This window comes from Pseudomonas sp. EL_65y_Pfl2_R95 (assembly GCF_963971045.1).
GTDB lineage: Bacteria > Pseudomonadota > Gammaproteobacteria > Pseudomonadales > Pseudomonadaceae > Aquipseudomonas.
The window spans coordinates 331,063-353,026 of the sequence record NZ_CAXAOV010000004.1; the positions used below are offsets into that span (position 1 = coordinate 331,063).

The 21,964-nt window shown below is 53.0% G+C and carries 21 protein-coding genes; 5 read left to right on the plus strand and 16 right to left on the minus strand.

Annotation, left to right across the window (positions count from 1 at the left end; all coding sequences use genetic code 11):
- Window positions 1–6 precede the first annotated feature (6 nt).
- The 10 genes from AACY09_RS14970 to AACY09_RS15015 form a co-directional block, all read right to left on the minus strand.
- Window positions 7–543 (minus strand): F0F1 ATP synthase subunit delta, encoded by a 537-nt coding sequence (locus tag AACY09_RS14970; protein ID WP_339489119.1) that lies wholly within the window; start codon window positions 541–543, stop codon window positions 7–9.
- Window positions 544–557: 14 nt separating this feature from the next.
- On the minus strand, window positions 558–1,028 hold the full coding sequence (locus AACY09_RS14975; protein ID WP_339489120.1) for a F0F1 ATP synthase subunit B: 471 nt from the start codon (window positions 1,026–1,028) through the stop codon (window positions 558–560).
- A gap of 57 nt (window positions 1,029–1,085) precedes the next feature.
- Window positions 1,086–1,340: a F0F1 ATP synthase subunit C gene (gene atpE, locus AACY09_RS14980; RefSeq protein WP_087518900.1), complete on the minus strand. Its 255-nt coding sequence runs from the start codon at window positions 1,338–1,340 to the stop codon at window positions 1,086–1,088.
- Between the two features lie 137 nt (window positions 1,341–1,477).
- Window positions 1,478–2,347: a F0F1 ATP synthase subunit A gene (gene atpB, locus AACY09_RS14985; protein WP_339489121.1), complete on the minus strand. Its 870-nt coding sequence runs from the start codon at window positions 2,345–2,347 to the stop codon at window positions 1,478–1,480.
- A gap of 16 nt (window positions 2,348–2,363) precedes the next feature.
- Entirely contained in the window at window positions 2,364–2,771 is a 408-nt protein-coding gene (locus AACY09_RS14990) for a F0F1 ATP synthase subunit I (RefSeq protein WP_339489122.1), read from the minus strand.
- Window positions 2,772–2,929: 158 nt separating this feature from the next.
- Window positions 2,930–3,802 carry a ParB/RepB/Spo0J family partition protein gene (locus AACY09_RS14995; protein ID WP_339489123.1) on the minus strand — a complete coding sequence of 291 codons (873 nt, stop codon included), beginning with the start codon at window positions 3,800–3,802 and terminating at the stop codon, window positions 2,930–2,932.
- Between the two features lie 11 nt (window positions 3,803–3,813).
- Window positions 3,814–4,602 carry a ParA family protein gene (locus AACY09_RS15000; RefSeq protein WP_339489125.1) on the minus strand — a complete coding sequence of 263 codons (789 nt, stop codon included), beginning with the start codon at window positions 4,600–4,602 and terminating at the stop codon, window positions 3,814–3,816.
- Window positions 4,603–4,614: 12 nt separating this feature from the next.
- Window positions 4,615–5,274, minus strand: a complete 660-nt coding sequence (gene rsmG, locus AACY09_RS15005; protein WP_339489127.1) for a 16S rRNA (guanine(527)-N(7))-methyltransferase RsmG — start codon at window positions 5,272–5,274, stop codon at window positions 4,615–4,617.
- Window positions 5,274–7,166, minus strand: a complete 1,893-nt coding sequence (gene mnmG / locus AACY09_RS15010) for a tRNA uridine-5-carboxymethylaminomethyl(34) synthesis enzyme MnmG (protein ID WP_339489128.1) — start codon at window positions 7,164–7,166, stop codon at window positions 5,274–5,276. The genes rsmG and mnmG overlap by 1 nt, the downstream gene beginning before the upstream one ends.
- Before the next feature lie 523 nt (window positions 7,167–7,689).
- Window positions 7,690–8,679 (minus strand): YeiH family protein, encoded by a 990-nt coding sequence (locus AACY09_RS15015; protein ID WP_339489130.1) that lies wholly within the window; start codon window positions 8,677–8,679, stop codon window positions 7,690–7,692.
- Between the two features lie 106 nt (window positions 8,680–8,785).
- On the opposite strand from AACY09_RS15015, the gene AACY09_RS15020 reads away from it, so the two are divergent.
- Window positions 8,786–9,676 carry a LysR family transcriptional regulator gene (locus tag AACY09_RS15020; RefSeq protein ID WP_339489132.1) on the plus strand — a complete coding sequence of 297 codons (891 nt, stop codon included), beginning with the start codon at window positions 8,786–8,788 and terminating at the stop codon, window positions 9,674–9,676.
- Between the two features lie 13 nt (window positions 9,677–9,689).
- Here the strand turns inward: AACY09_RS15020 and mnmE are convergent, their stop codons facing one another.
- The 5 genes from mnmE to rpmH form a co-directional block, all read right to left on the minus strand.
- The gene (gene mnmE / locus AACY09_RS15025) at window positions 9,690–11,057 is read right to left on the minus strand and encodes a tRNA uridine-5-carboxymethylaminomethyl(34) synthesis GTPase MnmE (RefSeq protein ID WP_339489133.1); all 1,368 of its coding nucleotides are present in this window, start codon (window positions 11,055–11,057) and stop codon (window positions 9,690–9,692) included.
- A gap of 89 nt (window positions 11,058–11,146) precedes the next feature.
- A complete protein-coding gene (yidC, locus tag AACY09_RS15030; protein WP_339489135.1) occupies window positions 11,147–12,895 on the minus strand; it encodes a membrane protein insertase YidC in 1,749 nt (582 codons plus the stop codon).
- A gap of 2 nt (window positions 12,896–12,897) precedes the next feature.
- A complete protein-coding gene (gene yidD / locus AACY09_RS15035) occupies window positions 12,898–13,143 on the minus strand; it encodes a membrane protein insertion efficiency factor YidD (RefSeq protein WP_339489137.1) in 246 nt (81 codons plus the stop codon).
- The gene (rnpA, locus tag AACY09_RS15040; RefSeq protein ID WP_339489139.1) at window positions 13,136–13,537 is read right to left on the minus strand and encodes a ribonuclease P protein component; all 402 of its coding nucleotides are present in this window, start codon (window positions 13,535–13,537) and stop codon (window positions 13,136–13,138) included. The genes yidD and rnpA overlap by 8 nt, the downstream gene beginning before the upstream one ends.
- Before the next feature lie 15 nt (window positions 13,538–13,552).
- The gene (rpmH, locus tag AACY09_RS15045; protein ID WP_003213577.1) at window positions 13,553–13,687 is read right to left on the minus strand and encodes a 50S ribosomal protein L34; all 135 of its coding nucleotides are present in this window, start codon (window positions 13,685–13,687) and stop codon (window positions 13,553–13,555) included.
- A gap of 535 nt (window positions 13,688–14,222) precedes the next feature.
- Between rpmH and dnaA the strand changes: the two genes are divergently transcribed.
- From dnaA to gyrB, 4 genes are read left to right on the plus strand one after another with little or no spacing between them, the layout of a single operon-like run.
- A complete protein-coding gene (dnaA, locus tag AACY09_RS15050; protein WP_339489141.1) occupies window positions 14,223–15,695 on the plus strand; it encodes a chromosomal replication initiator protein DnaA in 1,473 nt (490 codons plus the stop codon).
- Window positions 15,696–15,726: 31 nt separating this feature from the next.
- A complete protein-coding gene (gene dnaN, locus AACY09_RS15055) occupies window positions 15,727–16,830 on the plus strand; it encodes a DNA polymerase III subunit beta (RefSeq protein ID WP_339489143.1) in 1,104 nt (367 codons plus the stop codon).
- A 7-nt stretch (window positions 16,831–16,837) separates the two neighbouring features.
- Complete coding sequence (gene recF, locus AACY09_RS15060; protein WP_339489144.1) at window positions 16,838–17,941, plus strand: DNA replication/repair protein RecF; 1,104 nt, start codon at window positions 16,838–16,840, stop codon at window positions 17,939–17,941.
- 4 nt (window positions 17,942–17,945) lie between these two features.
- A complete protein-coding gene (gene gyrB / locus AACY09_RS15065) occupies window positions 17,946–20,363 on the plus strand; it encodes a DNA topoisomerase (ATP-hydrolyzing) subunit B (RefSeq protein WP_339489145.1) in 2,418 nt (805 codons plus the stop codon).
- A gap of 288 nt (window positions 20,364–20,651) precedes the next feature.
- On the opposite strand, the gene AACY09_RS15070 is transcribed toward gyrB, so the two are convergent.
- Window positions 20,652–21,959, minus strand: a complete 1,308-nt coding sequence (locus tag AACY09_RS15070) for an aminotransferase class I/II-fold pyridoxal phosphate-dependent enzyme (protein ID WP_339489146.1) — start codon at window positions 21,957–21,959, stop codon at window positions 20,652–20,654.
- Window positions 21,960–21,964: the final 5 nt, after the last annotated feature.

Sequence of the window (21,964 nt, forward strand, 5' to 3'; positions counted from 1 at the left end):
TCAAACTCAAGATTTCAATGCTTCGGCCAGTTTCGCGATTTTACCGCGAACTGAGCCATCGATAACCAGGTCGCCGGCGCGAATGATGACACCCCCGATAAGGGCGGCATCCTCCGCAGCGTGCAGACGCACTTCTCGACCGAGCCGTGCACTGAGAACCTTGGCGAGTTTGTCTTGCTGTTCATCGTTCAACGCAAAAGCACTGGTCACATCAACGTCTATCGACTTTTCCTGCTCGGCTTTATACAGCTCGAACAGTTCAACGATTTCCGGCAACAAAGCCAGACGATCGTTTTCAGCCAATACGTGGATGAAATTGCCTACTTGTGCGTCAAACTTGTCACCACACACTTCAATAAAAGTGGTGGCCTTGTCTTTACTCGTCAAACGCGGGGCCTTGAGCACGCGCTGGATGGTATCGTCTTCCGATACCGCAGCAGCCAGGCCGAGCATGGCTGACCAATTGGCCAGTTGCTGATGGGCCTGGGCGTACTCGAAGGCAGCCTTAGCGTAAGGTCGGGCCAACGTGGTCAATTCTGCCATGATCGCGCCCTCGCTTAAATTTCCGCTGCCAGTTTAGAAACCAGCTCCGCGTGCGCGTTTTGGTCGATTGAAACGCCCAAGATCTTCTCAGCGCCATTGACAGCCAGAGCACCCACTTGGGCACGCAGCGCGTCTTTAGCACCGTTCAGTTCTTGTTCGATCTCAGCCTGAGCCTGAGCCTTCACACGGTCAGCTTCGACATGAGCCTGTTCACGGGCCTCGTCGACAATCTGGGTACCGCGTTTCTTGGCTTGCTCAATAATTTCTGCTGCCTGTGTTTTAGCTTCGCGCAGTTGTTGACCCGCTTTCTCTTGGGCCAACTCCAAATCACGAGCTGCACGGTTGGCAGCGTCCAGACCTTCTGCGATCTTCTTTTGACGTTCTTGCAGAGCAGCGATGACCGGAGGCCATACGTACTTCATGCAGAACATCACGAAGATGAAGAAGGCAACGGCCTGGCCAATCAGGGTTGCATTAATGTTCACGCCAACACCTCGCTCGTTCGTTGTCTATCAAACCAAATCACTCGAATAATCGAGTGATTACAGGATTTGACCAACGAAAGGATTCGCGAAGGTGAAGAACAGTGCGATACCAACACCGATCATGGTCACGGCGTCGAGCAAGCCCGCGACGATGAACATTTTCACTTGCAGCATTGGAACCATTTCTGGCTGACGCGCAGCGCCTTCCAGGAACTTGCCGCCCAGCAGGCCGAAACCAATGGCAGTACCAAGGGCGCCCAGGCCGATTAGCAGAGCAACAGCGATCGCAGTTAAACCAACTACAGTTTCCATTTTTCCTCCCGACTTTTATGTCGTATTGGTTAAGTGTTTCTAAGGTTAAGCGGTAAAGCTAAATCGTTTGTCCAGCATGCCCTCACGGGCGTCCACCAATTACCCGCGCACCGTAGTGATACGGTGCGCAAAGCCAATTAGTGGTTGTCTTCGTGAGCCATCGACAGGTAGACGATGGTCAGCATCATGAAGATGAACGCTTGCAGCGTGATGATCAGGATGTGGAACACTGCCCACGCCCAGCTCAGGGCAACGCCCAGGGTGCTGAGCAGGAACATGCCACTGCCAAACATCACGGCAATCAGAATAAAGATCAGTTCGCCGGCATACATGTTACCGAACAGTCGCAGTGCCAGAGAGATTGGCTTAGCGATCAGGGTCACGAACTCAAGCAAGAAGTTAACCGGGATCAACAGCGCCTGAAGCAGAATGTTCTTGCTGCCGAACGGGTGCAGGGTCAATTCGCCAATAAAGCCGCCGATGCCCTTAACCTTGATGCTGTAGAAAATGATCAAGGCAAACACCGACAGGGCCATGCCCAGAGTCGCGTTTGGATCGGTGGTTGGCACCACGCGGAAGAACATATGCTCGTCGCCTGCGATTTTCTGCGCCAGAACGGGCAGGAAATCCACCGGAACCAAGTCCATCAAGTTCATCAGGAAGATCCAGACGAAGATGGTCAAAGCCAAGGGTGCGATCAGCATGTTACGGCCATGGAACGTGTCTTTGACACTGCCATCAACGAACTCGATCAGCACTTCAACGAAGTTCTGCAAGCCGCCAGGCTGGCCGCTGGTAGCGCGTTTTGCTGCCATGCGGAAAATAAGAATAAAAACCAGACCAAGAACCACGGACCAACCCAGGGTATCCACGTGGAATGCCCAGAAGCCCATTTCTTTAGCTTGTTCTGCTGTGTGAGCGAATCCCCAATCACCTGTAGGCAGTTTCCCAAACGTCAGGTTCTGCAGGTGATGCTGGATGTAGCCCGAAGCGGTTTGCTCTGCCATGTTTGCCTCAAACGCCCTAAGGTCTCAAAAGTCTTGTTCTCGTTAGCAGGGGTGAAAACCAATTGACCAACTGGGTCAGAAGGAAAACGCTGAAGACCGCCAGCGCATCCAATGGCTTCACACCTGCGAACGTCAGTGCAAACAGCACTGCCGTTAGAATTAATTTGCCCGCTTCACCGGCATAAAAAGACCGGACTATGGCTTGAGCAGCCCTGGCACCGGAAAACCGGAACGCCTTATGGGCAAAATAAACATTGGGTAGCCACGCAATAAGGCCACCGCACAATCCGGAATATCCGGAGACGCTACCGCGCCACTGCCAACATACAGCAGCCGCGATCAGTACAACCATCAGTTGGACTACAAGCACCGGAAACACCGGTAGACGATGGAACGGCAGGCGATTCGGCGTGCGAACTTCCATCATTGCTTTCCTGAAATCTGACGTTTTGCGTCAACAGCCAATCCAATAAAACTTGGCATAGTTTGTGCCGTCGAAATGCGCGCAGAGTATAGGGGCGCAAGCGCCCCCATTCAACTGTCAGGTAGTGATTTCCGACTAGTGCTACATTTTCAATTGTTTCAGCGAATGTGGGCGAGCACACCTTGCAGCTCATCGAGCGAGCTGTAACGGATAACTAACTGGCCTTTGCCCTTGTGCCCATGCTTGATTTGCACCGGGGAGCCCAGCCGCTCAGCGAGGCGTTGCTCAAGGCGGCTGATATCCGGGTCAACTTTGGCGACTGCTTTGGGTTGTTCTTTGCTGCTCAGCCACTGACGTACCAATGCTTCAGTTTGGCGCACAGTGAGACCACGTGCGACAACATGTCGCGCCCCTTCAACCTGTTGCTCAGCGGGTAAACCGAGCAGTGCACGGGCATGGCCCATTTCCAGGTCGCCATGGGAAAGCAGGGTTTTGATCTCTTCCGGCAAGGCAATTAAGCGCAGCAGGTTGGTGATGGTCACCCGCGACTTACCCACAGCCTCCGCCACTTGTTGCTGAGTCAGTTGGAATTCTTGCTGCAGGCGTTGCAGGGCCATGGCCTCTTCAATTGGATTGAGGTCTTCACGCTGAATGTTTTCGATCAGCGCCATGGCAATGGCCGCTTCATCGGCCAGTTCACGCACCATAGCCGGAATGGTGTCGAGGCCAGCTTGCTGACTGGCACGCCAACGCCGCTCACCGGCAACAATTTCAAACTTACCCTTGGCAACCGGACGCACCACAATGGGTTGCATCACCCCGTGGGATTTAATCGACTGGGCAAGTTCTTCAAGTGCAGTAGGGTCCATATCCCGGCGCGGCTGGTATTTACCGCGCTGAATCAGATCCAGAGGCAAATACTGCAATTCGCGGCTATCGACCTTGGTCGCTTCTTCCTGCAATGCGTCGACACTGGTGCCACCCAGCAGTGCATCCAAGCCTCGTCCTAGCCCTCGTTTCTTGGCGGCCATGCAGAAATTCCTTATGCAGTAACTGTTCGGGCGCGTGAACGCTGACGGCGAACCAATTCACCGGCCAGTGCCAAGTAAGCGATGGCACCCCGCGATTGCTTGTCATAGACCAACGCAGGCATGCCATAACTTGGAGCTTCGGCTAAACGCACATTGCGTGGGATCACAGTTTGGTAAAGCAGGTCGCCAAAATGTTCCTTTAGTTGCGCAGAAACATCATTGGTCAGGCTGATGCGCGGGTCATACATGGTGCGCAGCAGGCCTTCAATTTTCAGTGCAGGGTTGAGTAACTTGGCGATCCGCTGAATGCTGTTAACCAGATCACTCAGGCCCTCTAGCGCATAGTACTCACACTGCATCGGAATGATTACACCATCTGAGGCGACCAGGGCGTTAACCGTGAGCATCGACAGCGATGGCGGGCAATCAATCAGAATGTAATCGTAATTCTCGCGGATCGGCGCCAGTGCATTTAGCAGGCGGCTCTCCTTCATTTGCATTTCCAACAAGCCAACTTCGGCGGCGGTGAGGTCGCGGTTGGCCGGCAGCAGTTGGTAACCGCCATGCTCGGAGAACTGCATGGCCTCGCCTAAATTGCTCTCGCCGATCAACACATCGTATATCGAGTGTTCCAAGCCGTGTTTATCCACACCGCTACCCATGGTTGCGTTGCCCTGCGGATCCAAGTCGATCAACAGCACCCGGCGCTTGGTTGCAACCAGTGAGGCCGCCAGATTCACGCAGGTGGTGGTCTTGCCCACGCCGCCTTTCTGGTTAGCTATCGCGAATACTTTTGCCATGCTGCGTTCCCCTTAGACCGAGCGACGCAGTATCAACAGATGCCGCTGGCCTTGGCAACCGGGAACCTTGAGAACATGCGTTTTAACCAGCGTAAAATCTGCTGGCAATTGTTGCAGCTCATCATCCGGATGGACACCTTTCATGGCCAACCACTGGGTTTCGGTATCACCAAGGTGACGAGTCCAGTCAGAAAAATCTTTCAGCGAGCTAAAGGCCCGCGAGCAAATTCCGCTGAACGGTTGCTCCGGGGTAAAGCCTTCAACCCGGCTGTGGATAACTTGCAGGTTAGGCAACTTGAGCTCAAGTTTTACCTGGGTCAGAAAACGGGTTTTCTTACCGTTCGAATCGAGCAGGGTAAATTGCTTGCCGGGGAACAGTATGGCCAAGGGTATACCCGGCATACCACCGCCACTGCCCACATCCAGCCAGTTATCCCCAGATTCGGCGACGTAAGCAGCCACGCTCAAGCTGTCAAGCAGGTGCCGCGACACCATTTCATCCGGGTTACGCACTGCAGTCAGGTTGTAGGCCTTGTTCCACTTGATCAACAAAGCCAAGTACGCCATGAGTTGCGCTTGCTGTTCGCTTGATACTTCTACACCGAGCTCACGGGCGCCCCGGGCCAATTCTGCGGCGTGACCCTCGGTCACCAACGACGATCCACCTGACATCAAGCGCTCTGCTCCAACTGCTTACCGGCTCCGCGTTTTTTAAGGTTAATCATCAACAGCGAAATGGCCGCTGGCGTGACACCTGGAATTCGTGATGCCTGACCCAGGGTTTCGGGCCGTGAATCACCCAGCTTGTGCTGGATCTCTTTGGACAGGCCGGAAATCGTCGAATAGTCGATATCCGCAGGCAATTTGACGTCTTCGCTGGCACGCAGGCGAGCGATTTCATCTTGCTGGCGGTCTATGTAACCGGCGTATTTGGTTTTGATCTCAACTTGCTCAGCAACCTGTGGATCTAGCGCGCCACCACCGGTGACTTCGACCAACCCGAGATAATCAATCTCCGGGCGCGAGAGCAAGTTGAGCAAATTGTATTCGTGGTTCAGAGGCGTTCCAAAACGTGTGGCAATAGCCTCGCCTTGCGCAGTGTTTGGCCGTACCCAAGTGCTTTTCAAGCGTTGTTCTTCTTGAGCAATGGCCTCGCGCTTGGTTTCAAACGCTGCCCAGCGTTGATCATTGACCAAGCCCAGTTCGCGGCCTTTTTCAGTCAGACGCAGGTCGGCGTTGTCTTCACGCAGAATCAAGCGGTACTCCGCTCGCGAAGTAAACATGCGATAAGGCTCTTGAGTACCCAGGGTAATCAGGTCGTCGACTAACACACCGATGTACGCCTCGTCCCGGCGTGGGCACCAGGCGTCTTTGCCTTGAGCACGCAGCGCTGCGTTCGCACCGGCAAGCAGACCTTGCGCAGCCGCCTCTTCGTAACCGGTGGTGCCGTTGATCTGCCCTGCAAAAAACAGCCCGGCAATCACTTTGGTTTCAAGGCTGTATTTCAAATCACGCGGATCGAAGTAGTCATATTCGATGGCGTAGCCCGGCCGCACGATGTGAGCGTTTTCCATGCCGACAATTGAGCGGACAATCTGAATTTGCACATCGAATGGCAAGGATGTGGAAATCCCATTGGGATACAACTCGTGGGTATTGAGACCTTCAGGTTCGATAAATATCTGATGGCTTTGCTTGTCGGCGAAGCGATGAATCTTGTCTTCGATAGATGGGCAGTAACGCGGGCCTACCCCTTCGATCACACCCGAGTACATGGGCGAGCGATCAAGGTTGGCGGCGATGATTTCGTGAGTGCGTGCATTGGTATGGGTGATCCAGCAGCTCACTTGCTGCGGATGCTGATCTTTCGAGCCCATAAACGACATCACTGGAATCGGGGTGTCGCCCGGTTGCTCAGTCATCACCGAGAAATCAACCGAGCGACCATCGATGCGTGGTGGTGTGCCGGTTTTAAGCCGACCCACACGCAAGGGCAACTCACGCAAGCGTTGAGCCAAGGCGATCGAAGGTGGATCGCCAGCTCGGCCACCGGAATAATTCTGCAGGCCGATGTGGATAAGTCCACCCAGGAAGGTGCCAGTGGTAAGTACCACTGAGTCTGCGAGTATGCGCAAACCCATTTGTGTCACTACACCTTTGACTTCATCGTTCTCGACGATCAGGTCATCTGCGGCTTGTTGAAATATCCACAGATTTTCTTGGTTTTCCAAGGTTTCGCGAATAGCGGCTTTGTACAACACGCGATCTGCTTGTGCCCTTGTCGCCCGCACTGCCGGGCCTTTACGCCCGTTAAGCACACGAAATTGAATACCACCTTTGTCCGTGGCTTCAGCCATGGCGCCGCCGAGTGCGTCGATTTCCTTAACCAGATGGCTCTTACCAATCCCACCGATGGCGGGGTTGCAACTCATCTGACCGAGTGTTTCCACGTTGTGGGTCAGCAGCAGAGTTTTTACACCCATGCGTGCAGCTGCGAGCGCAGCTTCGGTGCCGGCATGACCACCGCCGATAACGATCACCTGAAAACGGGAAGGGAAATCCACCACGCACCTCATGTTTGTTTGCAAATGTGGGGCTTTTGATACCAGCACCAAGGGTGTGTCGGGCACAGAAAAGCTAGCTAGCCGATAAGTATAGGCAGTTAGCCTTGGGTAAAGAAGTCTTTTGCACAAAAAATAGCCAATTGGTTCGTTCTTTACCTGTGCTCTGTGGGGCTCCTGTGCGAAGGGAAAGAGAGAGGTCGGTTAATAAAGATAAAAAAGAAAGAATTTTTAAAGATCTTTATTTTTATGTTTATAAAGTAAGGAGCCATTATCTGTGGATAGATCTATGCAGGCCAATAATCACGTGCTGTACAGCGATGTACACTTCTGTGAAAAGCCTGCTTTGAAACTGTCAGATAGCCGTCATTAAACTGTGGATGAAACAGGGTGTTATCCACAGGGCGGTTTATGCTCAGGTTTATCACCGGGTTATAGACTGGGCTCAGGTATGGTTTTCCACAGGGTTTATGCACAGCCGATCATTCTGTGGATGGAACTCTACAAGCCCCGCCAGATGCACCTTCTATTGCGGGATGATCAATCCATTCAGGTAAAAACCACCGAGAATCAAAACGATAAACAAGCTGGCGGCTAATAACATTGGTTTGAAGCCCGCCTGCTTGATAACGCGCCATTGGGTCTGGCTACCAAGCGCAGCCATGGCCATGGCGAGCGTCAATTGGCTGAGGAGTTGCAGGCTGTGAATAACCTGGCTTGGCAATGCAGCCCAGCTGTTGATGCAGGCAGCCGCGATAAAACCGAAGACAAACCAAGGCACGGTGATTTTGGCTTTGCTTTGGCCTAGGGCCTGCTCATCGCGAAATAGCAGGCTGCTGAGAATAAGGATGAAAGGTGCCAGCAGCATTACCCTGATCAGCTTAACGACCACTGCCGACTGCAACGCCTCACCACCCACTGAGTCGCCTGCCGCAACGGCCTGAGCCACCTCATGCACGGTACTGCCGATATAGATGCCGAAGTTGTGTTCAGTCATGCCGCTGAAGTGAAATATCAGTGGATACATAAACATGGCCAGGGTGCCGAACAGCACCACAGTCGCAACGGCAATGGTCACGTATTGTTGTTTAGCCTTAAGTACTGGTTCACTGGCCAATACAGCTGCTGCACCGCAAATAGCGCTGCCGGCTGAAATCAATACCGCCAGATCGCGAGGCAGGCCAAACAGTTTTATCCCCAACCATGTGCCTAGCAGCAAGATACTGCTGGTGACCATGATATCGAGCACAACGGCTTGCCAGCCCACCTGGACTATCTGTTGAAAACTCAAACTGAAGCCAAACAGGATGATGCCGGTGCGCAGCAATCGTTGCTGGCAGAACCTTGTGAATAACTTTTCCCGCTGGCTCGGCTCAGCGAGATTGAAATGTCCATAAACAGCGCCGAGAACGATAGCCAGTGGCAAAGCACTCAGGCCCAATTGGCTGACCGCTGGGATCTGCGCAAGTAGCAAGGCGCTTACGGCTATAACGGGGAGAACGATAATTGTGCGCATGGGATTTACATCTATCCATAACGGTGGCTATGGACGACATACTCAGGCACGGGTAATGTTAATAAAAACGCATTATTCTTATCCTGTGTATAAGTAAAACCGAACAATGAGCATAAGTTTAAGGCAACTCAAAATCTTCGAAGCCACCGCGCGCCTCGGCCGTTTAACGGCGGCCGCCGATGATCAAGCCATTAGCCAGTCGGCGGCGAGCCAGGCATTGCGCGAGCTTGAGTCCGGACTTGGCTATCCGTTGTTCCATCGCATTGGCCGTGATTTACTGATTACCGATGCAGGCCGTGCTGCTTTACCTAAAGTCGGACTGATCCTGCAGACCGTCGATAATCTTATCCACAGCCCCGGTGGCGCGATTAGCGGTACCTTGCGGGTTGCTGCCAGCCTGACAATCGCCAGCTATCTACTGCCGAAACTGCTCAGCAGTTTTATCCACACGCACGATCAGGTCGACCCCGATGTTCGCATCAGTAATACCGAAGCGGTGATAAGCGCGGTTGAGAAGGGCCAAGTGCATTTAGGCTTGATAGAAGGCCCGGCTTTACACAGCCAGTTGTGCATAACGCCTTGGTGCGAAGATCAACTGCAGGTGTTTTGCCGGCCTGATCATCCCCTGGCGGCTGTGGGTAAGTTGTCTGCCGAACAAATCTGTGAGCAACGCTGGGTGCTGCGCGAACCTGGATCGGGAACCCGGGCCGTATTTGACGCGGCGGTGCAGCAGGTCTCAGGCCAGGTAAAACTGGCGCTGGCGTTGAATCGCCAAGAGGCAATCAAGCAATCGGTTAAAGCGGGTCTCGGAATTGGTTGCTTGTCAGGTTTATCCATTGCCGATCAGGTCGCCGCAGGGGATTTGGTTATCCTGCAAACGCCTCTTGAATTACGCCGCCGATTCTCGTTGATTACCCAGCCTTTGCATGAGGGCGATACGTTGGCCCAAGCCTTTATCGCTCACCTGCAGCAAAGTACTTCATCTGTGGATAACTAAACTTTGATGGGGTCTATTTACCAATACAAAAGCTGGAGAAAATTCGCCCGAGCAAATCATCAGAACTGAATGCCCCGGTAATTTCACCCAAAGCCTGCTGGGCGTGGCGTAAGTCTTCTGCCAATAGCTCACCTGCGCCTGCTAGGGTCAGCTGTGCATAACCATGATCGAGATGCACTTGGGCTTGATGAAGTGCATCCAGATGCCTGCGCCGAGCACTAAAGCTGCTTTCGGAGGTTTGTTCATAGCCCATGCAGGCTTTTAGATGCTCGCGCAGTAGATCCAGACCTTCTGTCGACTTCGCAGACAGGCTGATGGTTACATGGCCATCGTTGCTCACTTCAAGCACTACCTGCTCGTTACTCAGGTCAGCTTTGTTGCGGATCAAGGTGACGTTGGCCGGGTCTGGACGCATGTCGAGAAACTCAGGCCATAACAAAAACGGATCAGTTGCTTCTGGGGCTGTTGCATCCACAACCAATAAGATCCGGTCAGCTTCTGAGATGGCCTTTAGTGCCCGTTCCACCCCGATTTTTTCAACATGGTCGTCGGTGTCGCGAAGTCCTGCTGTGTCGACGACATGCAGCGGCATGCCATCTATGTGGATATGTTCGCGCAGTACGTCACGTGTGGTGCCGGCAATTTCGGTGACGATAGCCGCTTCGCGGCCGGCTAACGCATTGAGCAAACTCGATTTACCAGCATTTGGACGACCGGCAATCACCACCGTCATGCCGTCGCGCAACAATGCGCCTTGCCCGGCTTCTCGAACCACACTGAGCAAATCGTCGCGAACCTCTTCAAGCAGACGCAGAACGTGGCCATCAGCAAGGAAGTCTATTTCTTCTTCGGGAAAGTCGATCGCCGCTTCAACGTAAATACGCAGGCTGATTAAGCGCTCGGTCAACCCATGGACCCGGCGTGAAAACTCACCCTGCAGCGAGCGCAAGGCATTGCGTGCCGCTTGTTCAGAGCTGGCTTCAATCAGGTCGGCAATGGCTTCAGCCTGGGCCAAATCGAGCTTATCGTTGAGGAATGCGCGCTCGCTGAACTCGCCTGGCCTGGCTAATCGAGCACCTAACTGCACACAACGGCGTAGCAACAGATCAAGCACCACAGGGCCACCGTGCCCTTGTAGTTCGAGCACATCTTCGCCTGTGAAGGAGTTTGGCCCCGGAAAGTACAACGCTAAGCCTTCATCAAGCACCTCATCACCGTCGCTGAAGAATGGACCGTAATGGGCATAGCGCGGCTTTAACTCACGTTGGCAGAATGCTTGCGCCATGGCCGCGGCCAATGGACCGGATACCCGCACTATGCCGACGCCACCACGGCCTTGGGCGGTGGCGACTGCAGCAATGGTTTCACCGGCTACGAGCATTTTATTCTCCGAAATTTTGTTCACAGGCAACATAGCAAAACGCCCCTAAAGAGGGGCGTTTTGTTTACAGCCGAGTCAAAAGCGCTTGGCTATTTGGCTTCAGCCGCTTTGGTTGCAGCTTCAATCTTACGTGTAATGTACCACTGCTGCGCGATCGACAAGCAGTTGTTCACAACCCAGTACATAACCAGACCTGCAGGGAACCACAGGAAGAAGAAGGTGAAGATGATTGGCATCATTTTCATCACTTTCGCTTGCATCGGGTCCGGCGGCGTTGGGTTCAACTGCTGCTGAATGAACATCGAGGCGCCCATGATGATCGGTAGAATAAAGAACGGGTCTTTAATCGACAGGTCAGTAATCCAGAACATCCACGGGGCCTGGCGCATTTCCACGCTTTCCAGCAATACCCAGTAGAGCGCCAGAAAAACAGGCATCTGAACCAGGATTGGTAAGCAACCACCCAAGGGGTTGATCTTCTCTTTCTTGTACAGCTCCATCATGCCCTGGGACATTTTTTGACGGTCGTCGCCAAACTGCTCTTTTAAAAGAGCCATTTTCGGCGCCACTGCACGCATGCGTGCCATCGACTTGTAGCTGGCAGCTGACAGCGGGAAGAACAAGGCCTTGATGCAGCAGGTCAGAATAATAATTGACCAGCCCCAGTTACCCAGGATGCTGTGGATATGTTGCAACAACCAGAAGATAGGTTGAGCGATAAACCACAGAATGCCGTAGTCGACGGTCAATTCCAGACCTGGTGAGAGGGTGCCCAAGTATTTCTGGATCTTCGGGCCTGCGTACAAGGTGGCGCCGATTTCACCTGTGCTACCCGCAGCTACGCTTACGGCGGGGCTGGTGTAACCGATGATGTAGTTACCCTGGCTGTCTTTACGTGTCTGAATAACGTTGCTTTCGCTCTGATCCGGCACCCAAGCAGTGACGAAGTAGTGCTGCAGCCATGCAATCCAGCCACCGTTTACAGTTTCTTTAACGGGCTTCTTGTCGATGTCTTTCATCGACACTTTTTGATAGGTTGAATCAGGCGTCGACATTGCAGCGCCTAGATAGGTCGCAGTGCTAGTCGCTGTTGTCTTCGACGGATCATCGCTGTTATCGCGCTTGAGCTGGGCAAACATGTTGCCGCTCCACGCTGCACCGCTCTGGTTGTCGATCAGGTATTTAACATCAACCTTATACGACGACGGATCGATACAGCCTGGCTTCTTGAGCATTTGCTCTTTAGCGGAGCACTCAGGATTCAAGCCGCGCTTGAAGGTGTAACGCTTGATGTAATTGACGCCGCCTTGGCTAAGCGTGAGGTCAACCACCAATTGGTCCTGGCCATCAGCCAATTCGTAGTTCTTCTGGGCACTGCTCCACAATGCACGACCACCGGAAGAATCGGGTGCATTGCTGCCGATCAGGCCGCTTTGCGCCAAATAAGTCCGCTCATTGCCGTTATCGAACAATTGGAACGGCACATCAGGACGATCTTGCCGACGTGGATACTGGGGCAACGTCAGTTGCACCACATCACCGCCACTTGGATCAATCGCCAGATTCAGAACATCAGTCTTTACCCGAATCAGATCCTTGCCTTTGGCAATCTGAGTGGTGTCAGGCTTGAGTTGTTCATTATTGGCGGCAGATGGGATATCACTGGCACTGGTATTTTCAGCGACAGGAGTATCGGGCAGATCAGCGGAGCTGTTGGAAGTTACTGTCGTATTCTGAGTCGGGTAGTCAGCTTGGCCATAGTCTTGGTTCCACTTAAGAACCATCGTATAGGACACGACTGCCAGGGCGACGATCAGGATCGAGCGTTTGATATCCATGATTATTCGGCCATCGAAGAGGTACGGGATTTATTCGCAGGAGGAACCGGATCGTAGCCGCCGGGATTCCATGGGTGGCAGCGACCTAGCCGACGCATGGTCAGCCAGCCGCCACGTATGACGCCATGTTGTTCAATGGCCTCATACGCGTAGCAAGAGCAGCTTGGATAAAAGCGACAATGACTCGCCATCAGTGGGCTGATGGCATAACGGTAAAACTGGATTGGAGCTAGAGCCAGCTTACGCATTCGGTTTGTCACTCACCCCAGAAGGGACGGCTACTTCAGGGCTGGGTTTGCTGCGAGCAAGACGTTTCCAGAGTTTGTTGAATTGCTGAGCAAGTTCAACATTCTCTAGATCGCCCAGACCTTTACGCGCCACAACCACGATATCCCAACCGGTCAGGTTGTCCTGACTCTGGCGGAATGTTTCGCGGATCTGGCGTTTAAGGCGATTGCGCTCAACCGAGAGCTTTACGCTCTTTTTACCGATCACCAAGCCCAAACGGGGATGATCAAGGTCGTTGTTGCGCGCAAGCAGCAGGACATTTCTACCCGGAACTTTACCGCTAGGGGAGTCGAAGACTGCCTTGAATTGCCGGGGGGTTAGCAAACGCTTATCCCGGCTGAAGCCTCGACTCACCACAAGACAGAAAAATTAAACGGCGAGACGAGCACGGCCCTTGGCGCGGCGACGCGACAGGACAGCACGGCCGTTCTTGGTAGCCATGCGAGCACGGAAGCCATGGGTGCGAGCGCGTTTGATGGTGCTTGGTTGGAAAGTGCGTTTCATGGTGTGTTACCTGGTTGATCGACAACGGGCCGGAATGGCCCCCGTTTTAAGAGACCGGCGATTGTAGAGAAACCCGAGGGATAGGTCAATTTCCAACCAGCAAGTCTTTCACTTCTTTTGCTTAGAGATAAATAAAGAGAAGAGATTATTTAAAGATCTTTAGTTATGTCTGTAATGATTAGGCAGCCATTTGTCTGTGGATAACTGCTTCAAGGGCCATTGTCCTGTGGTTCTCGGCGGATGACAAGCTTGTCGAGAAACGGTGCTCCAACTGTGTGGAGGCGGGGCATAAGCTGAGGATGAAAGGTGGTTTTATCCACAAGCAAGGTTGTCTAGCGGTTATGCTCAGGTTTATCCCAAGAGCTGACAAGTAGTTATCCACAGGTTTTTTGTTTTGCGGCTCTTCGGTTATTTTCCTCATTAAGACATTGATTTTATATAGCCACTGGCATTTTTACGTGTGGATAACTCAGCTGCTGACGGCTACAATAGCGGCTGATTTTGCCTCACCGCCTTTTGATCTTAGGGGATGTCAGTGTCTGTGGAACTTTGGCAGCAATGTGTAGAACTTCTACGCGATGAGCTGCCTGCTCAACAATTCAACACCTGGATTCGTCCATTGCAGGTCGAAGCCGAGGGCGACGAGCTTCGTGTCTACGCGCCCAACCGTTTTGTGCTCGATTGGGTCAACGATAAATACGTCACCCGCCTGCTTGAATTGCTTTCTGAGCGTTCCGAGGGGTTAGTGCCTGCGCTTTCCTTATTAATAGGCAGTAAGCGCAGCTCTAAACCCCGTGCGGTCACTACACCGACGCAGGCAGCTGTTGCACCGGCCCCTGTGGCGCCTGCGCAGTTGAACTCAGCACCGCCGGTTGAGCCACAGGTTAACCCTGAGCGTTCTCGCTTTGATGGTTCGGCGAACACTACGCCTGCTGCACAACCACCGCGCACTGAACGTGCAGTGCAGGTCGAGGGTGCGCTCAAGCACACCAGCTACCTTAACCGCACCTTTACCTTTGATAACTTCGTCGAAGGTAAATCCAACCAGTTAGCCCGTGCTGCAGCCTGGCAAGTGGCAGACAACCCTAAGCACGGGTACAACCCTTTGTTTTTGTATGGCGGTGTTGGTTTGGGTAAAACCCACCTTATGCACGCTGTGGGTAACCATCTTCTGCAAAAGAATCCCAACGCCAAGGTTGTGTACCTGCATTCCGAGCGATTTGTTGCTGACATGGTCAAAGCCCTGCAGCTCAATGCAATCAATGAGTTCAAGCGCTTCTATCGTTCTGTTGATGCGTTGCTTATCGATGACATTCAGTTTTTCGCCAAGAAAGAGCGTTCTCAAGAAGAATTCTTCCATACTTTCAACGCCTTACTTGAAGGTGGCCAACAGGTCATTCTCACCAGTGACCGTTACCCGAAAGAAATCGAAGGCCTTGAAGAGCGTTTGAAATCACGTTTTGGTTGGGGTCTGACGGTGGCCGTTGAGCCGCCGGAGCTGGAAACCCGCGTTGCGATCTTGATGAAAAAGGCTGATCAAGCCAAAGTAGATTTGCCCCACGATGCTGCTTTCTTTATCGCCCAGCGAATTCGTTCCAATGTGCGAGAGTTGGAAGGTGCGCTGAAGCGGGTTATTGCGCACTCGCACTTTATGGGGCGTGACATTACGATTGAGCTTATTCGTGAATCGCTAAAAGATTTGCTGGCGCTACAAGACAAGCTGGTAAGCATTGATAATATTCAGCGTACGGCAGCTGAGTACTACAAGATCAAAATTTCTGATCTGTTGTCAAAACGTCGTTCGCGTTCCATTGCGCGTCCACGTCAGGTGGCTATGGCTTTGTCCAAGGAATTGACCAACCACAGCCTGCCTGAAATTGGTGATGCCTTTGGCGGTCGCGATCACACCACAGTGTTGCACGCATGCCGTAAGATTGCTGAACTTAGGGAATCCGACGCGGATATCCGCGAGGACTACAAAAACCTGTTGCGCACACTGACAACTTAATACGCAACTTCACAAGGCAAGGGACTAGACCATGCATTTCACAATTCAACGCGAAGCCCTGTTGAAACCTCTGCAACTGGTCGCAGGCGTCGTGGAACGCCGCCAGACCTTGCCGGTTCTCTCGAATGTGCTGTTAGTAGTTGAAGGCCAGCAACTCTCGCTGACCGGTACAGATCTCGAGGTAGAACTGGTTGGCCGAGTAACATTGGAAGATGCTGCTGAGCCAGGTGAAATTACCGTGCCTGCGCGCAAGCTGATGGATATTTGCAAAAGCTTACCCAGCGACACCATGATCGATATTCGTGTCGACGAACAAAAGCTGCTGGTTAAAGCTGGGCGTAGCCGCTTCAGTTTATCTACGTTGCCTGCCAATGATTTCCCGACCGTTGAAGAAGGCCCAGGCTCACTTACGTTTGATCTGGTTCAAAGCAAATTGCGCCGTTTGATCGAGCGCACCAGTTTTGCCATGGCCCAGCAAGACGTTCGTTATTACCTCAACGGCATGTTGCTTGAAGTACAAACAGGCATCCTGCGCGCCGTAGCCACTGACGGTCACCGCTTGGCAATGTGCTCGATGCAGGCTGAAATCGAGAATGTTGAACGCCACCAAGTGATCGTTCCACGTAAAGGTATTCTTGAATTGGCGCGTCTGCTGACCGAACAAGACGGCATCGTCAGCATTGTGCTCGGTCAACACCATATTCGTGCAACTACGGGTGAATTCACCTTCACCTCTAAGCTGGTAGATGGCAAGTTCCCAGATTACGAGCGCGTATTGCCCCGTGGAGGTGACAAGATTGTGGTCGCCGATCGTCAGGGGCTGCGTGAAGCGTTCAGCCGTACGGCGATCTTGTCCAACGAGAAGTACCGCGGGATCCGTCTGCAATTGGCCGCTGGATTGTTGAAAATTCAAGCGAATAACCCAGAGCAAGAAGAAGCGGAAGAAGAAACTGCAGTTGAGTACGAAGGCAGCGCTCTGGAAATCGGCTTCAACGTGAGTTACCTGCTGGATGTATTGGGCGTAATGACCACTGATCAAGTGCGTTTGATTCTCTCTGATTCCAACAGCAGTGCTTTGGTCCAAGAAGCTGACAACGATGACTCTGCGTACGTCGTTATGCCGATGCGTTTGTAATTCGTTAATGTCCCTAAGCCGCGTCAATGTCACCGCGGTGCGCAACCTGCACCCGGTGACACTCTCTCCCTCCCCCCGCATCAATATTCTTCATGGCGCTAATGGCAGCGGTAAAACCAGCCTGCTGGAAGCCATCCACCTCCTAGGTCTTGCGCGCTCGTTTCGTAGCACCCGCTTGCTTCCTGTCATTCAATATGACCAGCCCGCCTGTACGGTCTTTGGGCAAGTACAGCTTGCGGATGGCCGCCAAACAAACTTGGGCGTTTCGCGTCAGCGCCAAGGCGATTTTAAAATTCGTATTGATGGCGAGAATGCGCGCAGTGCTGCCCAACTGGCAGAAGCCTTGCCCATGCAACTTATTAATCCGGATAGCTTTCGCCTGCTTGAAGGTGCACCGAAAATTCGGCGGCAGTTTCTTGATTGGGGAGTGTTCCACGTGGAACCTCGTTTTCTCCCTGCCTGGCAGCGCCTACAGAAGGCGTTAAGGCAGCGGAACTCATGGCTGCGACATGGTACACTTGATGCCGCGTCACAGGCGGCCTGGGACCGTGAACTGTGCTTGGCGAGTGATGAGATTGATGGCTACAGACGGGCCTATATAAAGGCACTCAAGCCGGTATTCGAGAGAACGCTTAGTGAGTTGGTTGAGCTTGAGGGGTTGAGCCTCAGTTATTACCGAGGTTGGGATAAAGATCGTCAGCTTTTAGATGTACTGACCTCTACCCTGCCCCGCGATCAACAAATAGGTCATACCCAGGCAGGTCCACAGCGAGCGGATTTGCGCTTGCGATTAAGTGGGCATAATGCGGCTGACATTCTGTCACGGGGTCAGCAGAAATTAGTTGTATGCGCCTTGCGTATTGCGCAGGGCCATTTGGTTGATCAAGCCAAGCGTGGTCAGTGTATTTATCTGGTGGATGACTTGCCGTCAGAACTGGATGAGCACCACCGACGTGCGCTTTGCAAGTTATTAGATGATTTGAACTGCCAGGTGTTTATCACCTGTGTAGACCATGAATTGTTGCGGGAAGGCTGGCGCTCGGATACGCCAGTTGCCATGTTCCACGTGGAACATGGCAGTATCACCCAGACCCACGACCACCAGGAGTGAAGGCATGAGCGAAAACCAAACGTACGACTCCAATAACATCAAGGTCTTGAAGGGCCTCGATGCCGTACGCAAAAGACCTGGTATGTACATCGGTGATACCGACGATGGCAGCGGTCTGCACCACATGGTGTTTGAGGTGGTCGACAACTCGATCGACGAAGCACTGGCGGGCCATTGCAGCGAAATTACCATCATTATTCACCCTGATGAATCCATCACCGTGCGTGATAACGGCCGTGGTATTCCGGTCGACGTTCATAAGGAAGAAGGTGTTTCAGCTGCAGAAGTCATCATGACTGTGTTGCACGCCGGCGGTAAATTCGATGACAACAGCTACAAGGTTTCCGGTGGTTTGCACGGTGTAGGTGTTTCGGTTGTAAACGCGCTGTCTAAAGAATTGGTCATGACCATTCGCCGTGCGGGTAAAGTCTGGGAACAAACCTACATTCATGGCGTGCCGCAGGCGCCCATCGCACCTGTAGGTGATACCGACACCAGCGGCACTCAGATCCACTTTAAGCCGTCTGAAGCGACCTTCGCCAATATCCATTTCAGCTGGGATATCTTGGCCAAACGTCTGCGTGAACTGTCCTTCCTCAACTCGGGCGTGGGCATTGTGCTCAAAGACGAGCGTACCGCGAAGGAAGAGTTGTTCAAGTATGAAGGTGGTTTGCGCGCTTTCGTCGAATACCTGAACCACAACAAAACAGCCGTGAACCAGGTGTTCCACTTCACCGTGCAACGTGATGACGGTGTTGGTGTGGAAGTCGCCTTGCAGTGGAACGACAGCTTCAACGAAAACCTGTTGTGCTTCACCAATAACATTCCACAGCGCGATGGTGGTACTCACCTAGCGGGCTTCCGCTCTGCCCTGACCCGCAATCTCAATGCCTACATTGAGCAGGAAGGCCTGGCTAAGAAGCACAAAATTTCAACCACGGGTGATGATGCCCGTGAAGGACTGACCGCCATTATTTCGGTGAAAGTGCCGGATCCTAAGTTCAGTTCACAGACCAAGGACAAGCTGGTTTCTTCTGAGGTTAAAACTGCGGTTGAACAAGAGATGGGTAAGTACTTCTCGGACTTCCTGCTGGAAAACCCCAATGAAGCCAAAGCCGTTGTAGGGAAAATGATCGACGCTGCGCGTGCCCGTGAAGCCGCGCGTAAAGCCCGTGAAATGACCCGCCGCAAAGGGGCTTTGGACATCGCAGGCTTGCCGGGAAAACTGGCTGACTGCCAAGAGAAAGACCCAGCGCTGTCTGAACTCTACATTGTGGAAGGGGACTCCGCGGGCGGTTCTGCTAAGCAGGGCCGTAACCGCAAGACCCAAGCGATCCTGCCGCTTAAAGGTAAGATCCTCAACGTCGAAAAAGCACGTTTCGACAAGATGATTTCTTCTCAGGAAGTGGGTACGCTGATTACTGCGCTCGGCTGTGGTATCGGCCGTGATGAATACAATATCGACAAGCTGCGCTATCACAACATCATCATCATGACCGATGCTGACGTCGACGGTTCGCACATTCGTACCCTACTCCTGACTTTCTTCTTCCGTCAGTTGCCGGAGCTGGTAGAGCGCGGCTACATCTACATCGCTCAGCCGCCGCTGTACAAGGTCAAGAAAGGCAAGCAAGAGCAGTACATCAAAGACGACGAGGCCATGGAAGAATACATGACCCAATCGGCGCTTGAAGATGCCAGCCTGCACGTCAATGAGAATGCTCCAGGCCTTTCAGGAGAGTCGCTGGAACGCTTGGTAAACGATTACCGTCTGGTAATGAAGACCCTGAAGCGTTTGTCACGCCTGTACCCTCAGGAGCTGACCGAGCACTTTGTTTACCTACCAGGCGTTAGCCTTGAGCAACTGGCCAACAAGGCCATGATGGAAAGCTGGTTGGCGCAGTTTGAAACCCGTTTGAAGACCACCGAAAAATCCGGCCTGGTTTACAAAACCCGTTTACACGAAGACACCGAACGTCACCTGTGGGTGCCTGAAGTCGAATTGATCTCTCACGGTAATTCGAGCTACATCATCTTCAATCGCGACTTCTTCGGCAGTAACGATTACAAGACCGTTACCAGCTTGGGCGATCAGCTCAACAGCTTGTTGGAAGAAGGTGCGTACGTACAACGTGGTGAGCGTAAGAAGCCGGTATCAACCTTCAAAGAAGGCCTGAACTGGTTGATGACAGAAAGCACCAAGCGTCACAGCATCCAGCGCTATAAAGGTCTCGGCGAGATGAACCCGGACCAACTGTGGGAAACCACAATGGACCCAGACGTGCGCCGCATGCTCAAAGTGCGTATCGAAGACGCCATCGCTGCGGATCAGATCTTTAACACCCTTATGGGCGACGAAGTAGAACCGCGCCGCGACTTTATCGAAACCAACGCCTTGGCGGTGTCTAACCTCGACGTCTAATGATGTGTCATTTGAAGTATCAAACCCCGGCCTAGTGCCGGGGTTTTTTTGTTTTAGGCTCCAGCCGTCCTCGATCCGATGCTGCCGGAAAACCCCAATGCTCAGCTCATAATAACTGCGCCATTCCCGGTGCATGTGCTGGCGTCTGTTCGTCATCGTATCGACTAAATATTTAAAGTCCGGATTACCGAGCGCTGGAGACTTGCTGTCACTGCGTCTAGGTTAAAGCGTCAAGCGTTCGTTTGATGCTCATTAATGGCCCCCTATCGGTGGATAAGTGAGCGATAACTAGAAGGGTTTAGCGGCATGTTCGGCAAGCAGGTCAAGGGTACGGGCGAACATGAGTTCATCGTGGTCGTGGCTGATAAAACAGCGCAGCCGTGCCGCTTCACGCGGTACGACCGGGTGCATCACGGCATGGGCGATGATTGAGTTATCGAGCAACTTTGACATGAGCTGCAAGGCACGCTCGTCTTTGATCATCAGTGGCACAATAGGCACCCCAGCCAGCGAAGATCGGCAGTCTAGCCCCCGCTCCTCGGCCATTTGTTTAAAGCGCAGAGCATTATGCTGAAGGCGCTGTACGCGCTCAGGCTCGGACCTGGTCAGGCGCACAGCGGCCAAAGCCGCAGCCGTATTTGCTGGGCTGATGCCGGTGCTGTAGAGCAATAGTCCGGGACAGAAGTGCTGTAGCAGTTCAATCAGTTGCTTTTTACCCGCAACAAATCCACCGCAACTGGCGAAGCTTTTGGACAGTGTGCCGATGATCAGATCGACCTCGGCGGGCTGGATCCCAAAATGCTCGCAAACACCGCGACCCGTCTTACCGACAGTGCCAACGGAATGTGCTTCATCAATCATTAGCCAAGCGCCATGCTTTTTCTTCAGTGTTACAAGAGCTGGTAGATCGAGAAGATCGCCGTCCATGCTGTATGCACCTTCTACAAGAATCAGGGCACGGCGATAATGTGGGCGGTTTTCAGTCAGCAAACAGTCGAGTGCTCCCATGTCGTTATGAGCAAATGCGATGCGTCGCGCCCCCGACATCACTGATCCCATAATCGCACTGTTGTGCATGTATTCGTCATGGATGATCAGGTCCGGCTTATCAAGCAAATACCCAATCACTGAAACATTGGTACTGTAGCCACCCACCCCAACGCACACCGCTTCAAATCCGGTGAACTGAGCAAGCTCTTGTTCGAGCTGCGCATGCAATTCGATTTCACCGCCGACCATACGCGCTGCTCCGGCATGGCAGCCATATTGCTCAATGGCTGCCTGTGCGGCCGCCTTTACCCGCGGATCATGGGCGAGGCCCAGGTAGTTGTAGTTGGAGTACGTAAGGTAATCATGGACGCCAATCTGCACACGGCCTGCCACTTCCCCACTGCGCGGCAGAAAGTACGGATTGCGCATGGCGCTGCTATCGCTGTAGAGCGACTTGATACCTCGTACCAGGGCATATTCTGGGTACATCGTGGCATCCGGTGCACGCCATTCTTGGTCGATGTGAGGTGCAGGGGTGTTACCCGTGATCCCTGACCGAACTTTCGCGAGCAAGGAGTCGATGCTCGGCTTTGCAGGCTTGTTCATAATCT